The 24,393-nt window shown below is 66.4% G+C and carries 27 protein-coding genes and 1 tRNA gene; 21 read left to right on the top strand and 7 right to left on the bottom strand.

Translation table 11 applies throughout. The annotated features are described in order from the left end of the window. Nucleotide 1: 1 nt before the first annotated feature. The 12 genes from pgeF to E2E27_RS04205 all read left to right on the top strand — a co-directional run bounded on the left by pgeF (nucleotide 2) and on the right by E2E27_RS04205 (nucleotide 12,141). The gene (gene pgeF / locus E2E27_RS04260; RefSeq protein ID WP_234036181.1) at nucleotides 2-754 is read left to right on the top strand and encodes a peptidoglycan editing factor PgeF; all 753 of its coding nucleotides are present in this window, start codon (nucleotides 2-4) and stop codon (nucleotides 752-754) included. 228 nt (nucleotides 755-982) lie between these two features. Then, the gene (gene petA / locus E2E27_RS04255; protein WP_141457843.1) at nucleotides 983-1,546 is read left to right on the top strand and encodes a ubiquinol-cytochrome c reductase iron-sulfur subunit; all 564 of its coding nucleotides are present in this window, start codon (nucleotides 983-985) and stop codon (nucleotides 1,544-1,546) included. A gap of 67 nt (nucleotides 1,547-1,613) precedes the next feature. Then, entirely contained in the window at nucleotides 1,614-2,990 is a 1,377-nt protein-coding gene (locus tag E2E27_RS04250) for a cytochrome b (RefSeq protein ID WP_141457842.1), read from the top strand. A 54-nt stretch (nucleotides 2,991-3,044) separates the two neighbouring features. After that, the gene (locus E2E27_RS04245; RefSeq protein ID WP_141457841.1) at nucleotides 3,045-3,902 is read left to right on the top strand and encodes a cytochrome c1; all 858 of its coding nucleotides are present in this window, start codon (nucleotides 3,045-3,047) and stop codon (nucleotides 3,900-3,902) included. Nucleotides 3,903-3,994: 92 nt separating this feature from the next. After that, complete coding sequence (locus E2E27_RS04240; RefSeq protein WP_141457840.1) at nucleotides 3,995-4,546, top strand: adenine phosphoribosyltransferase; 552 nt, start codon at nucleotides 3,995-3,997, stop codon at nucleotides 4,544-4,546. A 142-nt stretch (nucleotides 4,547-4,688) separates the two neighbouring features. Continuing rightward, nucleotides 4,689-7,520, top strand: coding sequence for a monovalent cation/H+ antiporter subunit A (locus tag E2E27_RS04235; RefSeq protein WP_141457839.1), 2,832 nt, complete (start codon nucleotides 4,689-4,691; stop codon nucleotides 7,518-7,520). After that, nucleotides 7,517-7,924 carry a Na+/H+ antiporter subunit C gene (locus tag E2E27_RS04230; RefSeq protein WP_141457838.1) on the top strand — a complete coding sequence of 136 codons (408 nt, stop codon included), beginning with the start codon at nucleotides 7,517-7,519 and terminating at the stop codon, nucleotides 7,922-7,924. The genes E2E27_RS04235 and E2E27_RS04230 overlap by 4 nt, the downstream gene beginning before the upstream one ends. Further along, on the top strand, nucleotides 7,921-9,444 hold the full coding sequence (locus E2E27_RS04225) for a monovalent cation/H+ antiporter subunit D (protein WP_141457837.1): 1,524 nt from the start codon (nucleotides 7,921-7,923) through the stop codon (nucleotides 9,442-9,444). The genes E2E27_RS04230 and E2E27_RS04225 overlap by 4 nt, the downstream gene beginning before the upstream one ends. Beyond that, on the top strand, nucleotides 9,441-9,926 hold the full coding sequence (locus tag E2E27_RS04220) for a Na+/H+ antiporter subunit E (RefSeq protein ID WP_141457836.1): 486 nt from the start codon (nucleotides 9,441-9,443) through the stop codon (nucleotides 9,924-9,926). The genes E2E27_RS04225 and E2E27_RS04220 overlap by 4 nt, the downstream gene beginning before the upstream one ends. Then, nucleotides 9,923-10,192 carry a K+/H+ antiporter subunit F gene (locus E2E27_RS04215; protein ID WP_141457835.1) on the top strand — a complete coding sequence of 90 codons (270 nt, stop codon included), beginning with the start codon at nucleotides 9,923-9,925 and terminating at the stop codon, nucleotides 10,190-10,192. Before E2E27_RS04220 ends, E2E27_RS04215 begins: the two co-directional genes overlap by 4 nt. After that, a complete protein-coding gene (locus E2E27_RS04210) occupies nucleotides 10,189-10,611 on the top strand; it encodes a Na+/H+ antiporter subunit G (protein ID WP_141457834.1) in 423 nt (140 codons plus the stop codon). The genes E2E27_RS04215 and E2E27_RS04210 overlap by 4 nt, the downstream gene beginning before the upstream one ends. 141 nt (nucleotides 10,612-10,752) lie before the next feature. Beyond that, nucleotides 10,753-12,141, top strand: coding sequence for a mechanosensitive ion channel domain-containing protein (locus E2E27_RS04205; protein WP_234036180.1), 1,389 nt, complete (start codon nucleotides 10,753-10,755; stop codon nucleotides 12,139-12,141). Nucleotides 12,142-12,145: 4 nt separating this feature from the next. Here the strand turns inward: E2E27_RS04205 and E2E27_RS04200 are convergent, their stop codons facing one another. Further along, entirely contained in the window at nucleotides 12,146-12,517 is a 372-nt protein-coding gene (locus E2E27_RS04200; protein ID WP_141457832.1) for a response regulator, read from the bottom strand. A 216-nt stretch (nucleotides 12,518-12,733) separates the two neighbouring features. Between E2E27_RS04200 and E2E27_RS04195 the strand changes: the two genes are divergently transcribed. Both E2E27_RS04195 and E2E27_RS04190 read left to right on the top strand, forming a co-directional pair. After that, nucleotides 12,734-13,510, top strand: a complete 777-nt coding sequence (locus tag E2E27_RS04195; protein ID WP_141457831.1) for a Crp/Fnr family transcriptional regulator — start codon at nucleotides 12,734-12,736, stop codon at nucleotides 13,508-13,510. 185 nt (nucleotides 13,511-13,695) lie between these two features. Beyond that, nucleotides 13,696-14,421, top strand: a complete 726-nt coding sequence (locus E2E27_RS04190; RefSeq protein WP_234036291.1) for a Crp/Fnr family transcriptional regulator — start codon at nucleotides 13,696-13,698, stop codon at nucleotides 14,419-14,421. 105 nt (nucleotides 14,422-14,526) lie between these two features. On the opposite strand, the gene E2E27_RS04185 is transcribed toward E2E27_RS04190, so the two are convergent. The 4 genes from E2E27_RS04185 to E2E27_RS04170 all read right to left on the bottom strand — a co-directional run bounded on the left by E2E27_RS04185 (nucleotide 14,527) and on the right by E2E27_RS04170 (nucleotide 18,277). Then, nucleotides 14,527-14,682: a DUF1328 domain-containing protein gene (locus E2E27_RS04185; RefSeq protein WP_086606235.1), complete on the bottom strand. Its 156-nt coding sequence runs from the start codon at nucleotides 14,680-14,682 to the stop codon at nucleotides 14,527-14,529. 127 nt (nucleotides 14,683-14,809) lie between these two features. Continuing rightward, nucleotides 14,810-16,282 carry a sensor histidine kinase gene (locus E2E27_RS04180; protein WP_141457829.1) on the bottom strand — a complete coding sequence of 491 codons (1,473 nt, stop codon included), beginning with the start codon at nucleotides 16,280-16,282 and terminating at the stop codon, nucleotides 14,810-14,812. Between the two features lie 65 nt (nucleotides 16,283-16,347). Next, nucleotides 16,348-17,391 (bottom strand): sensor histidine kinase, encoded by a 1,044-nt coding sequence (locus E2E27_RS04175; RefSeq protein ID WP_141457828.1) that lies wholly within the window; start codon nucleotides 17,389-17,391, stop codon nucleotides 16,348-16,350. A 109-nt stretch (nucleotides 17,392-17,500) separates the two neighbouring features. Next, nucleotides 17,501-18,277: a response regulator gene (locus E2E27_RS04170; protein ID WP_141457827.1), complete on the bottom strand. Its 777-nt coding sequence runs from the start codon at nucleotides 18,275-18,277 to the stop codon at nucleotides 17,501-17,503. 170 nt (nucleotides 18,278-18,447) lie between these two features. Between E2E27_RS04170 and E2E27_RS18620 the strand changes: the two genes are divergently transcribed. The 5 genes from E2E27_RS18620 (at nucleotide 18,448) to E2E27_RS04150 (ending at nucleotide 21,916) form a co-directional block, all read left to right on the top strand. Further along, on the top strand, nucleotides 18,448-18,621 hold the full coding sequence (locus E2E27_RS18620) for a NepR family anti-sigma factor (RefSeq protein ID WP_181443551.1): 174 nt from the start codon (nucleotides 18,448-18,450) through the stop codon (nucleotides 18,619-18,621). Beyond that, the gene (locus tag E2E27_RS04165; protein ID WP_141457826.1) at nucleotides 18,621-19,157 is read left to right on the top strand and encodes a sigma-70 family RNA polymerase sigma factor; all 537 of its coding nucleotides are present in this window, start codon (nucleotides 18,621-18,623) and stop codon (nucleotides 19,155-19,157) included. The genes E2E27_RS18620 and E2E27_RS04165 overlap by 1 nt, the downstream gene beginning before the upstream one ends. 344 nt (nucleotides 19,158-19,501) lie before the next feature. Then, on the top strand, nucleotides 19,502-20,173 hold the full coding sequence (locus E2E27_RS04160; RefSeq protein ID WP_141457825.1) for a ferredoxin reductase domain-containing protein: 672 nt from the start codon (nucleotides 19,502-19,504) through the stop codon (nucleotides 20,171-20,173). Between the two features lie 84 nt (nucleotides 20,174-20,257). After that, nucleotides 20,258-20,563: a hypothetical protein gene (locus tag E2E27_RS04155; protein WP_141457824.1), complete on the top strand. Its 306-nt coding sequence runs from the start codon at nucleotides 20,258-20,260 to the stop codon at nucleotides 20,561-20,563. Between the two features lie 129 nt (nucleotides 20,564-20,692). Further along, nucleotides 20,693-21,916 (top strand): cation:proton antiporter, encoded by a 1,224-nt coding sequence (locus E2E27_RS04150; RefSeq protein ID WP_141457823.1) that lies wholly within the window; start codon nucleotides 20,693-20,695, stop codon nucleotides 21,914-21,916. Nucleotides 21,917-21,945: 29 nt separating this feature from the next. On the opposite strand, the gene E2E27_RS04145 is transcribed toward E2E27_RS04150, so the two are convergent. Further along, nucleotides 21,946-22,019: transfer RNA gene (locus E2E27_RS04145), tRNA-Gly, on the bottom strand. 61 nt (nucleotides 22,020-22,080) lie between these two features. After that, nucleotides 22,081-22,944, bottom strand: coding sequence for a pantoate--beta-alanine ligase (gene panC / locus E2E27_RS04140; protein ID WP_141457822.1), 864 nt, complete (start codon nucleotides 22,942-22,944; stop codon nucleotides 22,081-22,083). Between the two features lie 97 nt (nucleotides 22,945-23,041). Here panC and E2E27_RS04135 point away from each other — a divergent pair, with 97 nt between their 5' ends. Both E2E27_RS04135 and E2E27_RS04130 read left to right on the top strand, forming a co-directional pair. Continuing rightward, on the top strand, nucleotides 23,042-23,911 hold the full coding sequence (locus E2E27_RS04135; RefSeq protein WP_141457821.1) for a division plane positioning ATPase MipZ: 870 nt from the start codon (nucleotides 23,042-23,044) through the stop codon (nucleotides 23,909-23,911). Continuing rightward, nucleotides 23,911-24,243: a J domain-containing protein gene (locus E2E27_RS04130; RefSeq protein ID WP_141457820.1), complete on the top strand. Its 333-nt coding sequence runs from the start codon at nucleotides 23,911-23,913 to the stop codon at nucleotides 24,241-24,243. Before E2E27_RS04135 ends, E2E27_RS04130 begins: the two co-directional genes overlap by 1 nt. Nucleotides 24,244-24,393: the final 150 nt, after the last annotated feature.

Genomic DNA, 24,393 nt, shown 5'->3' with positions numbered 1-24,393 from the left:
GGTGACGGGCTTCCAGATCGAGCGTCACGCGCTGCTCGAAGGCGTGCCGCACGGCTTCTTCGGCAGCGCAGGGGCCAAGCACCAGTTCGGCTTCGGCGGGCCGGGCGACGGGGCCGAGGTGCGAAGCCTTCGCGCTGCGGCCGCGACAGCAATCCTCCCCGGAGGCCGCCTCGCCGCGCCGCATCAGGTGCATTCGCCCGATGTCGTCACGGTTAGCGAAGTCTGGGACGATGCCGCCGAAGGCCGCCCGGTGGCCGATGCGGTGGTCACCGCGACTCCGGGCGTGGTGCTCGGCATCGTCACCGCCGATTGCGGGCCGATCCTCTTCGCCGATCGCCAAGCTGGCGTGATCGGCGCGGCCCATGCCGGCTGGCGCGGGGCGGTGGACGGGGTGCTGGAAAACACTATCGCCGCGATGGAAGCGCTCGGCGCGACCCGGAGCGATATCGCCGCCGTGCTCGGGCCGACCATCGCGCAGCCAAGCTACGAGGTCGACGCGCCGTTCCGCGACCGGTTCCCCGCCGCCGCCGAAAGCTTCTTCGCCCCTGCGCCCGCGCGCGACGGGCTCGCGCGCTGGCAGTTCGACCTTCCCGGTTTCATCATGAACCGACTGGCGACGGCGGGCCTTAGCAAAATTGCTGATATCGGCCGGGATACATTCTCACATGTCGCGCGTTACCACTCCCACAGACGCGCCAGTCAGGCGGGTGAGGCGAATTACGGTCGGCAGATCAGCATGATCGCGCTGCCCTGAGGTTGCCTTGCACGGCGGCGAACGTGGCTTGTTCAAAACACGGTTGGATTCTGGATGGATTGCCGTTAATTGCCCCGCCCAAGCTCCACACAGGATGCGCACACGGCGTATCCCGGGCTGAAGCAGGGACCAATCGACGGATCGGAACCGGGGCAAGCGCCCCGCCACTGAAACATCACGCCGCGCGGGCAATTTTCCGGCGCGGCAAAACGAGCAGGGTAAGACGACATGGCTTCTGACACGGCCGCCGCAAGCGAACTCAGCACCGAAGACGGCGTGCGTCGCCGCGACTGGATCCACATCGCCGCGCTCGGCACCGCCGGCGTCGGCGGCGCTGCCGTGCTTATTCCGCTGATCAGCCAGATGTCGGCATCGGCCGACGTGCTCGCCGCGAGCAGCACCGACGTGGATGTCAGCGCCATCCAGCCGGGTCAGGCGATCAAGGCGATCTTCCGCAAGCAGCCGCTGTTCGTCCGCCGCCTCACTGCCGAAGAAATCCAGGAAGCCAATGCGGTCGATGTCGGCTCGCTGCGCGACCCCCAGACCCTTGCCGACCGGACCAAGCCCGGTCACGAGGACATGCTGATCACGATGGGCGTGTGCACCCACCTCGGCTGCGTGCCGCTGGGCGCCGCCGAAGGCGAGAACCGCGGCGAATTCGGCGGCTATTTCTGCCCCTGCCACGGTTCGCACTACGACACCGCAGCGCGCATCCGCAAAGGCCCCGCGCCCAAGAACCTCGTTGTTCCCGATTACGAATTTACCTCCGATACGGTCGTCCGTGTCGGCTGATCGCCCGTATATCGACGACAAAGATAATCGACCGACCCTTTAACTTCGATCAAGCCGAGAGAACGCCATGAGTTTCGCCTGGGCCAAGCAATACGAACCGCAGACCGCTTTGACCAAGTGGCTGGACGAGAAACTGCCGTTCCCGCGGCTCGTCTACAATGCGGTGGGGGCCGGTTATCCGGTTCCGCGCAACCTCAACTACATGTGGAACTTCGGCGTCTTGGCCGGTTTCTGCCTGATGATCCAGATCATCACCGGCGTCGTGCTTGCGATGCACTACGCCGCCAACGCGCAGGTCGCGTTCGGGACGGTCGAGCACATCATGCGCAACGTCAACTACGGTTGGATGCTGCGCTATGCCCACGCCAACGGGGCGAGCTTCTTCTTCATCGTGATCTACCTGCACATCTTCCGCGGGTTCTTCTATTCCTCCTACAAGGCTCCGCGCGAGATGATCTGGCTGCTGGGCGTGGTGATCTTCCTGCTCATGATGGCGACCGCCTTCATGGGCTACGTGCTGCCGTGGGGCCAGATGAGCTTCTGGGGCGCGCAGGTCATCACCGGCCTGTTCAGCGCGATCCCGCTGGTGGGCGAGCCGATCCAGCAATGGATCCTCGGCGGCTTCGCGCCGGACAACGCCGCACTGAACCGCTTCTTCAGCCTGCACTTCCTGCTGCCCTTCGTGATCGCGGGCGTCGTGATCCTGCACATCTGGGCGCTGCACATCCCCGGCTCGTCGAACCCGACCGGCGTGGAAGTGAAGCAGGAATCGGACACCGTGCCGTTCCACCCCTATTACACCGCCAAGGACGGCTTCGGGCTCGGCGTGTTCCTGATCCTGTTCACCACGATGGTGTTCTTCCTGCCCAACTACCTCGGGCACCCGGACAATTACATCGAGGCGAACCCGCTCTCGACCCCGGCGCACATCGTGCCCGAATGGTACTTCTGGCCGTTCTACGCGATCCTGCGCGCCTTCACGGGCGACCTCACGATCCCCTTCACCGGCATCGTGCTGATCGAGGCCAAGCTGCTGGGCGTGATCGCGATGTTCGGTTCGATCCTGCTGTGGTTCTTCCTGCCCTGGCTGGACAAGAGCCCGGTGCGTTCGGGTCACTACCGCCCGCTGTTCCGCAAGTTCTTCTGGTTCGGCCTGATCCCGACCATGATCGCGCTGTTCATCTGCGGCGGCGCTCCGGCGGAAGAGCCCTATGTGGTGATCAGCCAGATCGCGACGGCCTACTACTTCCTCCACTTCCTGGTGATCCTGCCGATCGTCAGCCAGATCGAAGTGCCCAAGCCCCTGCCCTTCTCGATCACCGAAGCGGTGGTCGGCTCGGACAAGCCCGGCGGCACTTCTGGTGGCGGCAAGATCGCTCCCGAGGGTGTGGTCGATGGCCTGCCCGGCACCGCCAGTGATGGGTCGCTGCAGCCCGCCGAGTGATCGGCGGCCCGCAGTCTCACGCAATCTGAACCGATAACGAGAAAGAGTTCGGACATGTCTATTCGTCTCGGAGGCATCCTGGTCGGCCTCGCCATCACTGCGGTGCTGGTGCTGTGGTCGCTCCTTCCCGGTGCCTACAACTACGCCTTCGGCCCGGCGCCGGAAAAGCAGCCGTCCTATGCCTTCTACGAGCACGGCCACGGCCCCGAGGGCGGCTTTGCTTTCGATGGCCCCTTCGGCAAGTGGGACTACGCCCAGCTGCAGCGCGGCTATCAGGTGTACAAGGAGGTCTGCTCGGCCTGCCACAGCATGAAGTTCGTCGCCTTCCGCAACCTCAAGGAACTCGGCTACACCGAGGCCGAGGTTGACGCCGAAGCCGCCAGCTGGACCGTTCCGGGCATCGACCCCGCCACCGGCGAAACGACCACCCGTCCGGGCGAGCCGACCGATTACTTCCCCTCGCCCTACCCCAACGCCATTGCGGCGGCAGCGGCCAACAACAACGCCATTCCGCCCGATCTCTCGCTGATGACCAAGGCGCGTCACGACGGTTCGAACTACGTCTATGACCTGCTGACCGGCTATGGCGAGCCCGATCCGGAAAAGGCGGCGAAGGTCGGCTTCGAAACGCCTCCGGGTCTCTATTTCAACAAGCACTTCCCGAACGTGAACATCGCCATGCCCCCGCCGCTCGCGGTGGATGGTCAGGTGACCTATGCAGATGGCACCAATGCGACCATCCCGCAGATGGCAGCCGATGTGGCGGCGTTCATGACCTGGACCGCCGAACCTTCGCTGATCCAGCGCAAGCAGACCGGTTGGTTCGTGATCGGCTTCCTGCTCTTCGCCACGGTGCTGGCCTTCCTGAGCTACAAGCAAATCTGGGCGGGGATCAAACCGAAGAAGGGCTGAGGCCCACCAGACTTGAGGCACAGCAGCGCCCCGTCATCCCTTGCGGATGGCGGGGCGCTCTGCTTTGAGGGCGACGAAAGGGGCTCGCCAACATGACACCGCCACATCTTTCTCCCGAAGAGCTGAAGGCGCTGGTGCGCACCGTGCCGGACTTCCCGCAGCCGGGGATCCAGTTCCGCGACATCACCACGCTGATCGGCCATCATCAGGGCATGGCCGCGAGCGTGCACCACCTCGCCGCCCTCGCCGAGGCCGCCAGGGCGCAGAAGATCGCAGGGATGGAAGCGCGCGGGTTCATCTTCGGCGCGGCGGTGGCGGTGCAGCTCGGGATCGGCTTCGTGCCGGTGAGGAAGCCCGGAAAGCTGCCGATCGACACCATTGGCATCGACTATGCGCTCGAATATGGCACCGACCGGCTGGAGATGGACCCGGGCGCGATCGAGCCGGGGCAGACGGTCGTGATGGTCGATGATCTGATCGCCACCGGGGGCACCGCGCTCGCCTCGGCTGCGCTGCTGCGCAAGGCCGGGGCAGTGGTCAGCGATGCGCTGTTCGTGATCGACCTGCCCGACCTCGGCGGCGCGAAGCGGCTGCGCGGCGCGGGCATCACGGTCAATGCGCTGATGGAGTTCGAGGGCGACTGACGGCTTTGTTCAGGCGCGGGGAACCCCGGCGGGGCGGTCGGGGTTGTAAGAATGTCAATCGCTCGTCTATGCCCCATCCGGGTGCCGGGCGCGCCCTTTCCGCCCGTTAGACCTACCCTCGAAGGACGCAATCGAACCGCCAATGGCTTACGCCTTGACGCTCCTGACGCTGGTGACGCTCCCCTTCGCCGCGGCGCTGGCGATTGCGGTGCTGCACGAAGCATCGCGCGCGGTCCATTCGGGGATTGCGGCGGGTGCAAGTGCCGCGGGGCTGATCCTGCTGGCAAGCCTCGCCGCGCCCGTGATCGGCGGTGCGGTGCCCGCGGCAAGCTGGCAATGGGTGCCTGCGCTCGGCCTCGACCTCACGCTGATGGTCGATCCGCTCGGGCTGATGTTCGCCGGCCTGATCCTCGGCATCGGGCTGCTGGTCGTGATTTTCGGGCATTTCTACCTCTACGCCGGTGAGGCGACGGGGCGGTTCTTTGCCAGCCTGATGCTGTTCCAGGGCGCGATGCTCGGCATCGTGATCGCGGGCAATGTGCTGCTCCTGCTGGTGTTCTGGGAGATGACCAGCCTCGCCTCGTTCCTCCTGATCGGCTTCTGGCAGCACAAGGCGGAAGCACGACAGGGCGCGCGCATGGCGCTGGCGGTGACGGGCGGCGGGGGCCTCGCGCTGATCGGGGGCATGGTGCTGCTGGGGCTGGCGGCGGGTAGCTTCGACCTCGCCACGATCCTGATGCGCGGCGACATGGTGCAAGCCTCGCCGCTCTACCCTGCGATCCTGACGCTGATCCTCTTGGGCTGCTTCACAAAGTCTGCGCAGTTCCCGTTCCACTTCTGGCTGCCGCACGCGATGGCCGCGCCGACCCCGGTGAGCGCCTATCTCCACTCGGCGACAATGGTGAAGGCGGGCGTGTTTCTGCTCGCCCGCCTATGGCCGGTGCTGGCGGGGACGGAGGCCTATACGCTGACCGTCACCACGGTCGGTCTCGTGACGATGATCTTCGGCGCCCTCGTCGCGCTGTTCCGGCACGATCTGAAGAGCATCCTGGCCTATTCCACCATCTCGCAGCTGGGGATGCTGGTGATGCTGCTGGGCTTCAGCCTCGAAGCGGCGGCGCTGGCGGCGGTGCTGCACATCCTCAACCACGCCGCCTTCAAGGCCGCGCTGTTCATGAGCGCCGGGATCGTCGAGCACGAAACCGGCACGCGCGACATCCGCCGGTTGGGCGGGCTGGCGAAAGCGATGCCGATTACCGCCGCCGTGGCGACGCTGGCCGCCGCCTCGATGGCGGGCCTGCCGCCACTGGGCGGCTTCATCTCGAAAGAGCTGATGCTCTACCAAACCCCCAAGCTCGCGCTGCTGGGCCTGCCCTGGCTGCTGCCGGTGCTGGCGACGGTGGGCGCGACCTTCTCGGTCGGCTATTCGCTGCGGCTCGCCGGGCATTTGTTCTTCGGACAGCCGCGCGAGGCCGAGCCCCATGCGCGCGCGCATGATCCCGGCATCGGCATGTGGGTGGCACCGGCCCTGCTGACCCTGCTGGCGGTGCTGTTGGGGCTGATCCCGATGCTCCTCGCCGCGCCGCTGGTGGGCGCGGTGACGGGGGTGGTGACCGGCGCGGGCGTGCCCGAGTTCGATCTGGCGCTGTGGCACGGGGTAAACCTTGCGCTGATCCTCAGCCTGATCGCGGTCGCCGGCGGCGCGCTGCTGTTCTGGCAGCACCGCGCGCTGCTCGCCCTGTGGGAGCGCGCGCCCCTCCCCGATGCCAAGCGCATGTTCAAGGCGACCTTCGCCTTTGCCGATAGCTGGGTGCGCAAGGCCATCGTCGCCACCCACACGCCCTCGCTGCAACGGATGCTGCTGGCGAGCTTTGCGGTGATCGCCTTCCTGATCGTGGACGGCTCGCAGGCGGGCGGCGCGCTGACCGGCGCCCGCGCCCTCATCCCCGCCTCGCCCCCCGCGATTGTCGCCTGGGTGCTGCTGATCGCGGCGACGGCGGCGGTGGTGAACGATTCGCGCAACCGCCTGCGCGTGCTGATCTACATCAGCGTGATCGGGCTCGTCATCAGCCTCGCCTTCGTGCAGTTCTCCGCCCCCGATCTGGCGCTGACGCAGATTTCGGTCGAGGTGGTGACGATCCTGCTGCTGCTGCTGGCGCTGCACCTCTTGCCCAAGAGCCCGCCCTACCTGTCCGCCCCCTCGCGCAAGTGGCGCGACGGCGCGCTGGCGATCGTGTGCGGCGTGCTGATCGGCGGGGTCGCCTGGGCGATGCTGACCCGCGATCCGGGGGCGAGCATTTCGGCCTTCCATCTCGCCAATGCCAAATCGGGTGGCGGGGGCACCAATGTCGTCAACGTCACGCTCGTCGATTTCCGCGCCTTCGATACGCTGGGCGAGATCATCGTGCTGGGGATCGCCGGGCTGGGCATCTTCGCACTGCTCGACAGTGCAGCGACCGGCGCGGCGGGCGCGCGCTTGAGGGCGTGGCGCACGGATATGCCGCTCTCGCCCGAGCGGCATCCGATCATGCTGGTGATGGCCAGCCGCATCATCCTGCCGCTCACCCTGACCGTGGCGATCTTCCTGTTCCTGCGCGGACACAACCAGCCGGGCGGCGGATTCATCGCGGCGCTGGTGGTGGCGGTGGCCTTCCTCGTCCAGTATCTCGCCGCCGGGTTCGACTGGTCGGACGAGCGCCTGCCCTTCGGCGAGCATCAGCTGATCGGCTGGGGCGTGCTGGTGGCGATGGCAACGGGCCTCGGCGCGATGGCGCTGGGATCGCCCTTCCTTACCAGCTGGTTCGACTATTTCAGCCTGCCGCTGATCGGCAAGTTCGAGCTGGCGAGCGCAATGCTGTTCGATACGGGCGTTTTCCTGACCGTGCTGGGCGCGGTGATGCTGGCGCTGGCGCAGCTGAGCCATATCTCCCAGCGCGCCGCCCGCGCCGCTCAATCGGGTGAGGGCCGCGCATGATCAGCTACGAATTCCTCGTTGCAAGCGCCATCGGCGTGCTGGTCGCGGCGGGCGTCTACCTCGCCTTGCGGGCGCGCACCTTTCAGGTGGTGCTGGGGCTGACGCTGATCTCCTACGCGGTAAATCTGTTCCTGTTCGCCAACGGGAGGCTGGTGATCGGCCGCCCGCCGATCTGGGACAAGGCCGTCAGCGACTATGCCGACCCCCTGCCACAGGCGCTGGTGCTGACCGCGATCGTGATCACCTTCGGCATGACCGCCTTCGTCGTCATCCTCGCCTTGCGCGGTTTCCTCGAAAGCGGCAGCGATCATGTCGATGGCGACGCCGTGCCCTGCGATCCGCAGGACGGGATGGCGGGCAAGAGCGATGCGCTCGCGCCGGATGGGGAGGGCACGCAGCCGTGACCTTCGCCGATCATCTGATCATCCTTCCCGTCGCGATCCCGGCGCTCGCCGCGCCCGCTGCGCTGTTGCTGATGCGGCGGCGGTGGAAGCTGGGGGTAGCGATCGGCTTTGCCTCCTGCCTCGCCCTGCTGGTCACCGCGCTGGCGGTGATGGCGCAGGTTTCGGGCGGGACGACACTCGCCTATGCGGTTGGCGCGTGGCCCGCACCCTTCGGGATCGTGCTGGTGGCAGACCGGCTGGCGGCGATGATGCTGGTGCTCACGTCGTGCCTCGGCCTGATAGCGTTGGCCCATGCGGTGATTACCCGCGCGGATCGCAAGGGCTGGCATTTCCACCCGCTGTTCCAGTTCCAGCTGATGGGCCTCAACGGTGCCTTCCTGACCGGCGACCTGTTCAACCTCTTCGTGTTCTTCGAGGTGCTGCTGATCGCCTCCTACGGCTTGATGCTCCACGGACAGGGCGCGGCGCGGCTCAAGGCCGGAGTGCAGTATGTGGTGGTCAACCTCGTCGGCTCGTCGGTGTTCCTGATCGCGCTGGGGATGCTCTATGCGCTGACCGGCACGCTCAACATGGCCGACATGGGCCTGCGCGTGGCCGAGGTGGCCGCGGAAGATCAGGGGATGCTGCGCGTCGCCGCGCTGCTGCTGGTGAGCGTCTTCGCGCTCAAGGCTGCAGTGGTGCCGCTGCACCTGTGGCTGCCGCGCACCTACGCGGTCGCCACGCCGGCGGTGGCGGCACTGTTCGCGATCATGACCAAGGTCGGGGTCTATTCGATTATCCGGGTGGTGCCGCAGGTGTTCGGCGAAAGCGCCGGGGCCGCGGCCTGGGCGGGTGCGCCGTGGCTGCTCCCGGCCGCGATGCTGAGCGCCTGCGTCGGATTTGCCGGAGTGTTCGTGGCGCGCAGCCTGTCCGAACAGGCGGCCTACGCAGTGGTGGGATCGGCGGGGACGCTGCTGATCGCGGTGGCAAGCTGGAGCGCGGCGAGCCTTGGCGCGGGCCTCTATTACCTCGCCCACTCGACACTCGCGGCGGCGGCGCTGTTTCTGGTGGCAGATGTCGCGGCACGGCGGCGCGGGGCCTTTGGCGATAGCGCCAGCCCCGGCCCGGCCTTTGCCGATCGCAGCGGGGTCGGCCTCATGTTCATGATCGCGGCCATCGCCACCTGCGGCCTGCCGCCGCTGTCGGGCTTCATCGGCAAGCTCCTGATCCTGCGCTCGGTCGCGGCCCTGCCCGACTGGGGCTGGGCGTGGAGCGTCATTCTGGTGACGACCTTCTTCGGCGTGGTGGGCTTTGCGCGGGTCGGGAGCACGGTGTTCTGGAAGGTGCGCGCGGATTGCGAGACGCCCCCTGCCCCCGCGATCCGCCGCGCCGATCTCGCCGCACCTGTGCTGGCGCTCGCGCTGCTCGCCGCGCTCGCCGCCGGGGCCGGCTGGGCGAGCGCCTATGCCGATGCCGCCGCCGCGCAGGTGCTCGACCCGGCGCAGAGCGCAGCCGCCGTGCTGACGGAGGCCGCGCCATGAGCCGCCTGTTCCCCCACCCCGGCCTTTCCGCCCTGCTGATCGCGATGTGGGTGGTGATGGTCAACGACGTCAGCTTCGGCACGCTGTTTCTGGCGCTGGTGTTCGGCATCGTGGTGCCGATCTTCACCGCGCCCTGGTGGCCGGGCCGCCCGCACGTGCGCTTCCTCCCCGGCCTCGCCTATTGCGGCCTCGTGGTGTGGGACATCGTCATCGCCAATTTCGAGGTCGCCGCGATCATCCTGTTCAAGCCCAACCGCAAGCTCTGCCCCGCCTGGCTGACGATCCCGCTCGAACTCGACACGCCCGAGGCGATCACCGTGTTCGCCGGAACCATCAGCCTGACGCCGGGGACGGTCTCGGCGGATGTTTCGGCCTGCGGGAAATATCTGCTCGTCCATGCGCTCCACGCGCCCGATCCGGCGGCGGAGGTCGCCAAAATCAAGGCACGTTACGAGGCCCGGCTCAAGGAGATCTACGCATGATCGCCGGAGCACTCGCCTTCGGCCTCGCGGCGCTCGGCGTCGCGCTGGCGATGAACCTGTGGCGCCTGTTCAAGGGGCCGGGCGTGGCCGACCGCATCCTCGCGCTCGATACGATGGTGATCAACGTCATCGGACTGATCGTGCTCGGCGGTATAGCGCGCGGCAGCGGCACCACGTTCGAGGCCGCGCTGCTGCTGGCGATGGTGGGTTTTGTGGGCACGGTGTCCTACGCCAAGTTCCTGCTGCGGGGGGACATCATCGAATGAGCGACGCCCCCTTCCTCGTCGAACTGCTGGTGAGCGCGCTGATCGTGCTGGGGGCCAGCTTTGCGCTGATCGGCAGCTGGGGGATGGTGCGCCTGCCTTCGCTGATGGAGCGGCTGCACGGCCCGACCAAGGCGACCACGCTGGGGCTGGGCGCGATGCTGGTGGCATCGGTGGCGTGGTTCCAGCTGGCCGAAGGGGTGTGGACCACGCACGAGATCCTCGTCTCGGTGTTCCTGTTCGTCACTGCGCCGATCAGCGCGAACATGATCGCGAAGGTTCACCTGCACCGCTTGCGAACCGGCGAGCCCGACGAGTTGCACGGCCCTGCCGGTACGCCCGATGCGCCGCCGACGGGCGCCAACTGGGCAACCTACGAAGCCCCGCACGAAGGCACGCCGGGCGACTTCGTCGGCGACTGAATGAGGCCAATCGCCCAGGAAGCCCGGCACAGTCGGAACATTCGGCGCGCGGGCAGGTTGGCCTCTTGCAATATGCCAATGCTCCCGTTCCGTCTGCCTGCCCGCCATGGCCGCAGGATCGCCGCGTCTCATACAGGCGGCTTGCACGCTCTCGCCGCGCTTGCGTTGCTGATCGCAGCCAGCCTCGCCCCTGCACCCGCGACCGCCCAGCTCATCCCGGAAAGCACCTCCGAAGAGGCCGCTGCCGATCCCGAACCGGTGATCGACGCCGCCGATCCCGCCCCCACCGATTCCGCCATTGCCGAGCGGCTCAATGGCATCTTTGCTGAAATCGAACCGCTTGCGGGCATCGTGGTCGAAGTCAGATCGGGCGTAGTCACGCTCAGCGGGACAGTGGCGACTAATGCCGATATCGACCGCGCCGAACGTATCGCCGCGCGGGTCGCCGGGGTGGTCACGGTTCAGAACGGACTGGAGCGCGATCTCGCCGTCGCGGGCAAGATCGACCCGCTTACCACACAGTTGTCCGACCGGTTCGACACCATCAGCGCCAGCCTGCCCCTGTTGGGTCTGGCATTTGCGCTGGTGGCGGGGTTCTGGATTCTCGGCGGCCTTCTGGCGCGGTTCACGGGCCTGTGGCGCGCGATCACGCCCAATGCCTTCCTCGCCGAACTGGTCGCGACCGGGGTGCGCGTGGTGTTCGTCATCATCGGGCTGATCCTTGCGCTCGACCTGCTCGAGGCGACCGCCTTGCTCGGGGCTTTCCTCGGCAGCGCCGGGGTGATCGGCCTCGCCGTCGGCTTTGCGATCCGCGACACGGTCGACAATTACGTGTCCAGCATCATGCTTTCGATCCGGCAGCCCTTTCGCGCCAATGACCATGTCGTGATCGGCGAATTCGAGGGGCACGTCATCCGGCTTACCTCGCGCGCCACGATCCTGATGACACTCGACGGCAACCATCTGCGGGTGCCCAATGCCACCGTGTTCAAGTCGGAGATTCTCAACTACACGACCAACCCGCAGCGGCGCTTTTCCTTCGTGCTCGGGGTCGATGCCGAGGATGACCCCGCCGCCGCCATCGCCACCGGCCTCGCGCGGCTCAACGAATTGCCCTTCGTGCTGGAGGACCCGGCGGCCACCGCGTTCATCGAGGAGGTCGGCGATTCCAATATCGTGATCCGGTTCCTGGCATGGATCGACCAGACGCAGACCGCTTTCCAGAAGGCGCGCACCAGCGCGATCGCGGCGACCATGCAGGTGCTCGAAGCCGAGGGCTTCGGTCTGCCGGAACCGATTTACCGGCTGCGCTTCGATGGTGCGACACCGCTCACGATCGCGCCGGGCAGCCAAGAGCCGGATAGCGGAGAGGCCACCGCCAGCTTGAAGGCTAAGGCGAAACCGCGCACGTCCGGCGAGCACATCGACACCAGCGCCGACAGCCATATCGCCCGCAAGGTCGCCGAGGAGCGGGCGCAGGCCAGCGGGAGCGAGGCTGATATCCTCGATGCGGGCCGACCGCTCGAATAAAGCTTCAGGAGTCGAGCAGCGTGCGGAGACGCTCTTCGAGACGGGGGCGGAAGACCGGCTTTTCCATGATGCGTTCCGGCGGCAGGCCGAGCGCCCCGCGCGCTTGGTCGGGCGTGCCGGTGCAGATGATGTAAGGCGTGCCGCTTTCATCCAGCAACCGCGCGAGCGGGATCACCGGTTCGCCCCCGATATCGAAATCGAGCACGGCGGCATCGACCGGGTGCAGCCCGACGACGGCGATCGCATCGCTAAGCGACGTGATCGGGCCGACCACATGACAGCCCATGCTGGTCAGGACGCTTGCGGTCTGCATCGCGAGGATCAGGTGATCCTCGACAACCAGAATGCGCTGTGGGCGTGCAGGGGCGTGTTCCATGATTCAAGCAAGCGGGGAGCGTATTTTTTGTTCCTTTAGTGCAATTACTTACTGACCAATTTTGGCTTGGGAACCTGCGTGGAGCGGGCCGTATCAGGCACGACGCTTGACGCCTTGATTATGCATCCACCATCCGTCATCGCACTTGCGCAGGGTGGTGCGCGTGTTGCAAGCTGATGCCACGTGCGTGTGCGAAAAGACCAAGGGGGTGAGCCTATGCAGTCCAACGACATCGCAGCCGAGCTCGCCGCCTATCCCCGGACCGGGCGGTTCCTGATGGGCCGCCTGCGTCACGACATGTCGGCGGACGAAAAGGCGCTGCTCGAAAGTCTGGTCGAAGAGACTGTTACCCTCACCCGCCCGACCCGCATTCTCGAAAAGGGCAAGGTCTACAACAAATCCACCATGCTGATCGACGGCTTCGTGCTGCGCACGCTCGATGGGCCGTTGCAGCGCTACGGCGTGAGTTTTCACGTTCCCGGCGATTTCGTCGACCTGCACTGCTTCGCGCTGCGCCGGCTGGATCACAACATCGACACGATCGGCACGGTGACGCTGGGCTTGGTGCCGCACGAGCGGATCGCCTTCGTGATGAGGGAGCATCCCCACCTGGCCCGGCTGTTCTGGTTTTCCACGCTGCTCGATGCAGCGATGCACCGCGAATGGGTGATGAAGCTGGAACAGCTCACCACCGCGCGGCGGATCGCGCATATCTTTGCCGAAATCTGGCGGCGGCTCGAAATGGTCGGTTTGGGCGACGCGCGCGGATTTGCCACGCCGCTGACCCAAGCGGCGCTGGCCGAGCTGTCCGGTGCGAGCACTGTTCACGTCAACCGCGCGATGGGCGAGCTGCGCGATGCCGGGATCGCCGAAATGCGCGGTGGCCGCGTCGATATCGGCGACCGGGCACGGCTCGAGGAATTCGGCCGGTTCGAGCCCGATTACCTCTATGGCGAGGGCGCGCTCAGCCTGCGCCGCGACATTTGCGCCTGATGCACGTGCGGCAGCCCGTGCGTTGACCGGCGCGGGGTGTGCACACCCCCATTCTCACCCGCTTCCTTGTCGTGACGGCAAATTTATTTGCGAGAACCGCAATGAAGCTAACATACGTCAATAGACGCTCGTTCCGCCGCGCACATATCGCTGCACGGATGGCGAGGGACAATTTGGTGCCGGACATGCCGCAGCATCCGCTGACCGGCAGCTTTCTGGCGGGACGATTGCGGCATGAGATGACGCGCGACGATCTCGATCACCTCGAGGCGATGGCGGGTGACTGCTTGGTTCTCGGAGATCGCGAGATTCTGGCGCGTCGCGGCAAGGAGCTGACCCGCGCATGCCTGCTGCGTGAGGGGCTGATGTTCCGCACCATCGCGCGCGGCGAGCGGCGCTCGATCGTCGGCCTTTGCGTTCCGGGCGATTTCGTCGACCTGCAAGGCTTCGCGCTGCGGCGGCTGGATCACGACATCGTCGCGGTCGGCAATGTCGAGCTGGTCGAAGTCGATCATGCCGCAATCGGACAGGCGTTCGAAACCCGTCCCGCCTTGGCGCGGGCGCTGTGGTTTGCCTCGCTGCTCGACGCTGCGGTCCACCGCCGCTGGATCCAGATGCTCGAACAGCACGATGCCCCGCGCCGGATCGCGCATATCTATTGCGAGCTTCATACCCGTCTGGCGTTCACCGGGCGCGCGGAGGATGGCGTGGTGCGCGCGCCCTTCACCCAGTTCGATCTGGCCGACATGTGCGGCGTCAGCGCGGTTCACGCCAATCGCGCGGTGGCCAAGCTGCGCGAGATGGAGCTGGCCGAAATCCGCCGCGGGACGCTCTATGCCAGCGATTGGGCCAATCTGAAGCACTATGCGCAGTTCGATCCAGCCTATCTGTTTGGTGCCGACACGATGTGATCGGGCAACCGCCTTCTTGTCGCTCCCCCCTGACTGCACACAAAAAAGCGGGGCGCCGCTGGGGCACCCCGCTCTTGTTTGGCAAAATCTTGCCTTGTCGGCCGCTTATGCGCGACGACGCATGAAGCCGAACACGGCCAGCACCAGCGCCACGATGGCGACGATGAAGGCGATGTTGGTGGCTGCGCCGGCCACGCCGCCAAACCCGAGAAGGGCGGCAACGACGGCGATGATCAGAAATGCGATTGCCCAGTTAAACATGGTGCTTCTCCTGTAACGTGTATGAACGAAACAAGAGAATGCTGGGGTAAATGTTCCATCGGTGCTGGGAAGGCCACTCGGACTGGCCCTTTCCCGGCACGGCCTGCGGCGCCCGATACTTGCGAAGTTAAAGTGCGGTGCGCGGATCGACCTCGCGTGCGGGTTCTTCCTCATCGGGAATGGGGAATGCGAAGGCGACCATGAACATCCCGTCGGCCTCGCGCGTTTCGACAGCACCGCGCAGCTGGGCGGCGAAGGCCTGCACCAGATCGGTGCCAACCCCTTCGGAGACGATCTGCGCGAACCTGCCATCTGCCACTGCATTCTCAACCGCGAGATGGGCCATGCCGTCGGCGGCGGAGAGATCGACCTTCACATCGCAGCCGCCGCCTTCCGACAGGCCGTACTTGACCGCGTTGGTCAGCAATTCGTTGACCATCAGCGCCATCGTGACCGCATAGCGCGACGGCAGCATCACCCTTTGCGTGGTGATCGCGATCCGACAAGTCGATCCATCCTGATCGACGGTGCGCGCAAAACTGCGGGCAAAGCGTTCCAGCAGGCGGCCCGCGTCGACCCATTCGACCCCGCTGTCGCCGAACAGTTCGCCATGCACGTCGGCAATCGCCATGATCCGGGTCGAGGCCGCCGCCAGCGTTTGCCGGACGACCGGATCATCGCTCGCCTGCATCGGGTAGGACAGCATCGCCGAGGCAATCGCCAGCGAGTTCTTGATGCGGTGGTTGCTTTCCACCACCAGCGCGGCGTTGCGCTCGGACAATTCGCGCAATTGCTGGCGCGAATGTTCGAGATCGGTCAGATCGACAAAGGCGCCGAACAGCTTGAGGATGCCGTCCTTGGGATCACGCTCCACCCCGGCGCGCACCCGGATGAAGCGCAGGCGCGGATCGTCGGGGATCGCCACACGGTAATCGTAGGAAGCGCTGGTGCCTGCCCCGCCCGCGAAGGCGCGATCGACCTCCTGATGCACGGCGGGCAGATCTTCCGGCAGGATCCGGGCGAAGAACGGCGCGGCGAGCGGCCCGGCCTCGTCCGGTTCGAAGCCGAACATTGCGTCGATCTCTCCGCCGCGCGTGAAACGGTCGGTTGCGGGGTCGTAGGAAAAGAACGACATCCCCGAAACCGCCTCGGCCGATTGCCGGACAGTCTCCATCAACCGGCGTTGGCGGATCTGGACGGTAATGTCCTCCGACCGCTGCATGATCGCGACCAGCTTGCCATTCTGCCGGATCGGCCATTGCACCACCGACCAGAACCGATCCTCGAACTCGCCGTCCTCGTTGGGCAGATCGTGCTGCAATTCGGGGACGATCACCGGATCGTCGGACTGCTCCATCCGCGCGACCGTATCCTCGATGATCCCCACAGCGTTGGTGTCGTCGCCGCCCGGGCCCGGCGGGAAGGCATCGAACATGTGGCGACCGATGAGATCGTCGGCATTTCGTCCAATCATCCGCTCATAGGCCGCATTGGCATAGAGCAACGTCAGATCGGGTGCGTAGATCAGGATCGGCGAGGGGCTCGCAGCGTAAAGCAGGCGACCTGCGTCGATAATGTCGAGAACGCGCTGATCGGCCATCGTATCGCCCTACATGCCGCACTTGCGATTGGCGAATCCTATATATGTAACATATGTTGGGTCACTCACGATGTCATGACCTGGCCGGGCTCGACCGTCGAGAAGGTCAGCACCGCCGTGGTGCCGCGTTCGCGCGGCCGCAAGGTGAACTGCCCGCTCACCCCGTGGGCCAGCACCGCGACAAGCTGCGACCCCAGCCCTTCGGCAAAGGCTTCGTCCGGCGAGACCCCGGCCCCGTCATCCTCGACAACCAGAGCGGCTTCCACCGCGTTGACCCGGCGCAGCGTCACGCGCACCTCGCCGCGCCGCTCGTCGCCATAGGCATGGCGCGCGGCGTTGGAGACCAGTTCGGACAGCACCACCCCGAGCGAGATGGCGGTGTCGACAGACCCGCTGATCGGATCGCCTTCGAAGGTGATCCCGCTGAGCGCGCGCCGGCCGATATGCTTGCGCTGAAGCTCTCGCGCGACCCCGCCGAGATAGGCATCGAGCGCGACCGCTCCGACATTGAACGCGGTGTAGAGCCCCTTGTGCACCTGCGCGATTGCCAGCACCCGATCGGCGAAATCGTCGAGCGCGCGGCGGCCGGGGCCGGGCGGCATCATCGCCGATTGCAGATGCGCCACCGACACGACCAGCGCCATGGAATTGGCGATGCGGTGGCGGATTTCGGTGAAGAGAGTTTCGGCCCGCTCACGCATGGCGGCGGCATCGTCGGCGGCGGTTCGGGCCCCGCGCGCTGTCCGGTCGGCAGCGGCGGCACGCAACAGCACGGTGGCCACCAGCCGGACGAAATCCGGCCCCGCGCCTTCCGCGACCCAGTCGCTGGCACCGGCTTCGAGCGCGTCGGCGGCAGCGCCCGGATCGCTGTCCGGCAGCACGACGACCAGCGGCGGATCATCCGTCCGCCAGCGCCAATGCACCATCTGCGAGCCGTCCATCAGCACCACGCCCGCGTCGGCCCTGATCTCTGGCGGCAGGCCCTGGCTCACGCCCGGCACCACGGTGACATCGAAACCCTTCTCTGCCAGCGCCTGCACCAGACCCCGATCCTCGCGGGCGGGATCGGGCAGGTAGAGCAGGCGCAGGTCGAAGGGGCGGATTGTCATGGTTCAACTTGATACGCGACCGCCCGCCTGCGTGTTGCGCAGTCTGGGAAGGTCGCGACGGAAAGGTCGGCCCTGGCAAGACGACGCCGCGCGCCGTGCTTGCTCTGGCTCAGACGGGTTCGGGACGGGCAGTGGTTTCACGGCTGACGAGCAGCGCCTGAAGCACCGTGGCGGCAACGTCGTCAGGGTTGAAGGGCTTGGCGATCACATAGGCCGGTTCGCGGCGGTCGCCGGTCAGCAGCTTTTCCGGGAAGGCGGTGATGAAGATCACCGGAACCGTCATCTCGGTCAGAATCTCGTCCACCGCATCGATCCCGCTCGACCCGTCGGCGAGGTTGATGTCGGCGAGGATCAGTTCGGGATGCACATCGCGCGCGGCAGCGACAGCCTCGCTTGCGGTGCGCGCGACTGCGGCGACATCATTGCCCATGCCGATCAGCAGCTGCTTGAGGTGCAGCGCGATAACCGCCTCGTCCTCGATCACCATCACCCGCGAGGAAAGCATCGCGTTGACCGCTTCGCGCGCCTCGGCGATGCGATCGCGCAGCTCGTCTTCGTCGAGATCGAGGATCACCGCGGTTTCGGCGTTGGAGAAGCCCTCGATCGTGGTCAGAAGCAATGCCTTGCGCGAAGCGTGGGGCAACGCGCCGATCACGGCCGTGGGCAGGTCGATCGAGCGCAGCGAGGTGTCGCCCCACAGCTTGTGGAACACGCGGTAGAGTTCGACGCGCGGCGCGGTGTCCGAACGCAGTTCTTCGGGGGCCGCGATCAGCGCCTGCAGGGTTTCGCGCACGGCGGCATCGCCGGCCTCCTGCGTCCCGGTCAGCATGCGTGCGTAGCGACGCAGAAAGGGCAGTTCACGGGCAATTTCGGATTGGAATGTCATGGTAGCTCTTTACTCCCTGATCCGCCAAGCCGTAGTCATGATAAAAGTTCCAGACGCGGGGAACATTTTTTTGGCGGGGCGCTTCAACGTCTGCATCGCATTGACGGTGTTAGTCAGGAACAACCCCAGCAAAGGATGCCGCCCGCGGTTTTTCCGCAGCGCGAGACATTATGATGAAAAAGAAGCTCCCTCCCTCTGCCGCCCGAGCTGCCGAGATTCCGGCGTTCGACCCGATCGAGGCGGCGTTGCGCGAAATCTTCGACGGGATCGAAAGCGAACCGGTGCCCGATGATTTTGCGGATCTCGTCGCCAAACTGGGCAAGACCCGGTCGGGCGAAGCGTAATGCAGACAGCCGCATCCGAAGCCCTGACCGACGACGATTACGAACAATTTCGCAGCGACATGGTCAAGCTCATCCCTTCGCTGCGCGCCTTTGCGCGCGGGCTGTGCCGTAACCCCGATCTGGCCGACGACCTGACGCAGGAAGCCATGATGCGGGCCTGGGCCTCGCGCCACACCTTCACGCCTGGCACCAATTTCCGTGCATGGATGTTCCGCATCCTGCGCAACCATTTCTACGGCGCGGCGAAAAAGCTGCGGCGCGAGACTTCGCTCGATCCCGAAGTGGCCGAACGCACGCTGGTGCAGGAAGCGACGCAGGAACAGGCGCTGCATGTCAATGACGTCGATACGGCGATGGCCCGGCTGCCCGAGCACCAGGCCGAAGTCCTGTGGCTGATTGCCGGGGCCGGAATGAGCTACGAAGACGCGGCCGACATCGTCGGTGTCGGGATCGGCACGATCAAGAGCCGGCTCAACCGGGCCCGTGCGGCGATCAAGTCCATCATCGAAGGCGAGGCGGAACGGGTCGCCGTCTGACGGCAGGCATCCTCGCCACACGCCATCATTGCAATCTCACGGCACCCGGCGAGGCATTCCTCGCCGGGTGTTTGCTGTGACGCGCGCTCCGCCGGACCCTGTCGATGCCATGAAAAAAGCCCCGCCAGCACGAAGGGTGGCGGGGCTCAGTCAATCGGGGCGCATCCGGGTCACTTGGGGATGCGTCAGGGGAAAGTGCGCCGAACCGACTTTGTTTCATGGCAAAGCGAAAAAATTTTCAGGCGACGCTCAAGGTCTCCATTCCTGCTTCGCACACATGGAACAGGGCCATGGAACATCCCCCGCGCCCGGCTGCTTGGCCCCGCGAACCCAAGGAGTTGCCGATGACCCACACCCTCACCCTGCAATCGATCCGCCCGGTGACGCACAACGTCAACGCGCTGACCTTCCCCCGGCCCGAGGGTCTCGACTTCCGCCCCGGTCAGGCAACCGAACTGGCGCTCGACCGCGATGGCTGGCGTGACGAGAAGCGGCCCTTCACTTTTGCCTCGCTGCCCGGTTCCTCGCTGCTGGAATTCGTGATCAAGTCCTACCCCGATCACGACGGCGTAACCGAACAGATCGGGCAGATGGCGCCGGGCGACAAGGTGATCATCGACGATCCGTGGGGCGCGATCGCGGATCGCGGCCCCGGCACGATCATCGCGGGCGGCGCGGGGATCACGCCCTTCATCGCGATCCTGCGCGCGCGCCAGGCCGAGGTAGGCACTCTCGACGGCTACCGCCTGATCTTCACCAACAGCCGCGCCCGCGACATCATCCTACGCGACGAACTGGAGGCGATGCCGGGCCTCGCGCTCGATCTGCTGCTCTCCGAAGAGCCCGCCCCCGGCGCCGAATACACCCGGCTGGATGGCGATTATCTCGACCGCGCGGTCGGCGATTTCAGCGGCCTGTTCTACCTGTGCGGCCCGCCGCCGATGGAGGACGCTGTCGCATCCGCCCTCCACGCCCGCGGCGTCACCCCCGACCGCCTGATCCGCGAGGACAGCTGACCACGCCTGCGCGTCACCCGGCGATGGAACATTCCTCCGGCAGTGCAATTCACCCCGCAAATATCCCCAAGGGAGGATCGACACGTGACCGAAGAACGCATTACCGAGACGACCGACAGCCTCGGCCGGACGCATACCACCCACACCATCACCCACGGCGAACCCGCTGCCAGTTCCGGCGGCGGCGCGCGCTGGGCGCTGGTCGTCCTCGCACTCGTCGCGCTGGTCGCGGCCGTCTTCATGTTCAGCCAGATGTCGAATGCCGAAGCCGCCAAGGATACCGCGATCGCCGAAGCGGCGGGCGATGTCGGCGACGCGGCGGGCCAGATCGGCGATGCCGCATCGGAGGCGGGCGCCGCGGTGAAGGACGCGGTGAGCAAGCCCGAGTAATTCTCCCCCCTTCGCACGCCGCTCTCCCCCTCGCTCTACAGGCGTGCGAACTCCCGACGGCGGCCCGAATGCACAGGCGTTCGGGTCGCCGTTTCGTTATGCAACCCTGAGGGTGTATCAGCCGGTCCGATGACGTTCGATTTCACGCCCTATCACATCGCGCTGGCCGGGAGCGGGGCGGCGATCATTCTGGCCTTCTGGCTGCCGCGCTTCGTCGGCGGGCGCGAGCCGACCGCATCGGCGCTGCTGGTGGTGCTGGGCGCGGCGGTGCTGGGGCTGGTGCCGGGAATGCCCGCTGTCTTCGACCCCGTCACCAACGCGCCCGAATGGTCGGTGGTGGCGGAGATCGCGGTGATCGTGGCGCTGTTCGGCACCGGCCTCAGGATCGACAATATCGCCCGTTTTGCGCGCTGGACTCCGGCGCTGCGGCTGGTGCTGATCGCGATGCCGCTGACGATTGCCGCGATCGCGGGACTGGGCCTGTGGGCGGGCCTTCCGCTGGCGACCGCCGTGCTGCTGGGCGCCGCCTTCGCCCCGACCGATCCGGTGCTCGCAGGCGATCTTCAGGTCGGCCCGCCGCGCGAAGGCGGTGAGCACCCCATGCGCTTTGCCCTCACCACCGAGGCCGGATTGAACGACGGGCTGGCCTTCCCCTTCGTCTATGCGGCCATCCTGCTCGCCGCCGGAACGCTCGATTGGGGCGCATGGGCGGGGTTCTACGTCGTCTGGAAAATTCTCGTCGGCCTCGGCTGCGGAGCGGCGGCGGGATGGCTGCTGGGCAAGAGCTTTTTCGCCGTGCCGCATGGCCACACGCTCGCCGATGCCAATGCCGGCGTGGTCGCGCTGGCGGCAATCCTTGCGACCTATGGCGTGACCGAACTCGCCGAGGGCTACGGCTTTCTCGCGGTGTTCGTGATGGGCCTGCTGCTGCGCCGTGAGGAGGCAGAGCACAGCTTCCACACCTCGCTCCACAGCTTCAGCGAGACGATCGAACACGCGCTGACCGCGATGCTGATGATCGCGATCGGCGCAAGCCTGCCGCAGTTGTGGCCATGGCTCGACTGGCGCATCGCGGTGCTGATCGCGCTGAGCCTGATCGTGGTGCGCCCGCTGGTGGCATGGCTTTCGCTCGCGGGTGGAACGCTCGGCGGATCGCACCGGGCTGCGGTGTCGTTCTACGGCGTGCGCGGGATCGGCACGGTGTTCTATGTCGCCTATGCCGCGACCGAGGCCAGTTTCGGGAGCATCGAACGACTCTGGGCCGCCGTCGCCTTCGGCATCTTCGCCTCGACCATAATCCACGGCCTGACGGCCGGGTGGGTGATGAAACGGATAATGGGCGAAGCCAGCTGAGGCAGCCGCATATCGCCGGTCATGAGGCTTGGAGCGGGTAGCGGGAATCGAACCCGCATAGCCAGCTTGGAAGGCTGGAGCTTTACCACTAAGCTATACCCGCTCAGGGCCGTGGCAGCGCCCATGCCACCGATGGCGGGCCGAGGTCAATATGGCGCGGGGCCTTACGGGGCAGGGGCGACCGGCATATTGTCGATCAGCCGCGTGCTGCCGATTCGGGCGGCGACGAGCAGGCGGGCGGGGGCCTTGCCCGGAGCCGCCAGCGGGGCGAGGGTCGTGGCATCGGCCAGCACGGCGTAATCGACGCTCGAAAAGCCCGCCGCGATGATCTCGGCCTGCAATTGCGCCAAGGCCTCCGCACCCGGCGCACCGGCCTTGATCGCCGCAATCGCGGTCTTCATCGCGCGCGGCAGGGCGGCAGCGGCGGTGCGCTGTTCGGAGGTGAGGTAGCGGTTGCGGCTCGACATCGCGAGGCCATCCGCTTCGCGCACCGTGGGCACGCCGATGATATTGTCGGCATGCGGTGCGGTCAGATCGAGATCGCGCGCCATCGTCCGGATCACCGCAAGCTGCTGGAAGTCCTTCTCCCCGAAGAAGGCGAGATCGGGCTGCACCTGGTTGAACAGCTTGAGCACCACCGTCGCCACCCCGTCGAAATGGCCGGGCCGCGCCGCGCCGCACAGGCCATCGCTCACCCCCGACACGCCGACATTGGTGACGAAACCGGACGGATACATTTCCTCGACCGTCGGGGCCCACAGCACCCCAACGCCCTCGGCCTCCAGCATCGCCGCATCGGCCGCGAGCTGGCGGGGGTAGGCGTCGAGATCCTCGTTGGGGCCGAACTGCTTCGGGTTGACGAAGATCGAGGCGACCACGTGGTCCGCCTCCGCGCGCGCGCGGCGCACCAGTGTCAGGTGGCCTTCGTGCAGCGCGCCCATCGTCGGCACCAGCGCGATGCGTGCGCCATCCTTGCGCCATTGTCCCAGAGTGGTTCTCAACACTCCCAGCGACTTGACCGTTTGCACCTGCGCGCCTCCAAGGATACACCCAAACCGTGCCCTAGCGGCGCAAGCTGTCCCAATTCAAGCCGCTCCGCCTTCGAGCTTCGCGAAGAGACCTGCCATGTCACCCGCTGCCGCCAGCGCCCAGCCCTCCGAACCCGTGCTCGCCGGGCGCCGTCTGCGCCAGGGGCAGGCGCACCGGATCGTCTTCGCCAACGAGAAGGGCGGCACCGGCAAATCGACCACCGCGGTGCATGTGGCGGTGGCGCTGTCCTATCTTGGCGCGCGGGTGGCGGCGATCGATCTCGACCCGCGCCAGCGCACCACCCACCGCTATATCGAGAACCGGCTGAACACGCTCGAAAAGCGCGGCCTCACCCTGCCCACCCCCGAATGCGAGGTGTTCCGCGGCGAGACGACCGGCGATCTGATCGCGATGATCCGGCGGATGGAGGCGACCTGCGATTTCCTCATCATCGACAATCCCGGGCGCGACGACCCTTTTGCCCGCGTGGCGGTGGAACACGCCGATACGCTGGTGACGCCGATGAACGACAGTTTCGTCGATTTCGACCTGATCGGGCAGGTCGATGCGGAAACCTTCAAGGTACGCAAGCTTTCGTTCTTTGCCGAGCTGATCTGGGAGGCGCGGCTGAAGCGCAGCCGCATGACGATCGAACAGCAGCGCCCGGAGATGGACTGGATCGTGGTCAGGAACCGCACCGGCCACGTCGAGGCGCGCAACCAGGCGCGGCTGCACAAGGCCTTGAACGAAATGTCCAAGCGGGTCGGTTTCCGGGTGACGCAGGGCCTCAGCGAGCGCGTGATCTACCGCGAGCTGTTCCCGAGCGGGCTGACCCTGCTCGACAAGGGGCATCTGGGCGAACTCGGCACCAGCCACCTCGTCGCTCGGCAGGAACTTCGCGCGCTGGTCAAGACCCTGAGCCTGCCTGCCTTCGATCCCGAGCAGGGCGAGCTGGAGATGGCCTGATGCTGCCGAAAATTCTGATGTTCGCGATTGCGCTGAGCGTGTTCTGCCGCTGGGCGCTGGGCAAGTGGCCGTGGGAATATCTGCGCCCCGCCCCCACGCGCTCGCAGGCGATCTTCCGCGCGCGCAAGCTGCTGGGGGTCGAGGCGGGGGCTGCGCGCGAAGAGATCATCCTCGCCCATCGCCGGCTGGTGACGCTGGTGCATCCCGACAAGGGCGGCACCACCGCAGCGATGCAGGAGGCCAACGCCGCGCGCGATCTGCTGCTGTCGGAACTGCCGGGCGCGCCGCTCGCCGGGCCGGACGACGATGGGCCTCGGCAATCGCAGGATTGACACAAACGCGCGCCAAGGGTTTGACGGGCCCGGCGGCACGGGTGGAGCGTGGTCGCGCGCGCTGATCCTTTCGGCGCCATGCGACAGGCCCGTCCCGCAGCGCCCGAAGCCTGAAGCCGCGCCGCCCCTTTCTCCGGCGGTGCCATGATG

The organism is Porphyrobacter sp. YT40 (assembly GCF_006542605.1).
Lineage (GTDB): Bacteria > Pseudomonadota > Alphaproteobacteria > Sphingomonadales > Sphingomonadaceae > Erythrobacter.
Note: the sequence above shows the minus strand (reverse complement) of the source record. Positions and strands in the feature narration are given on the sequence as shown.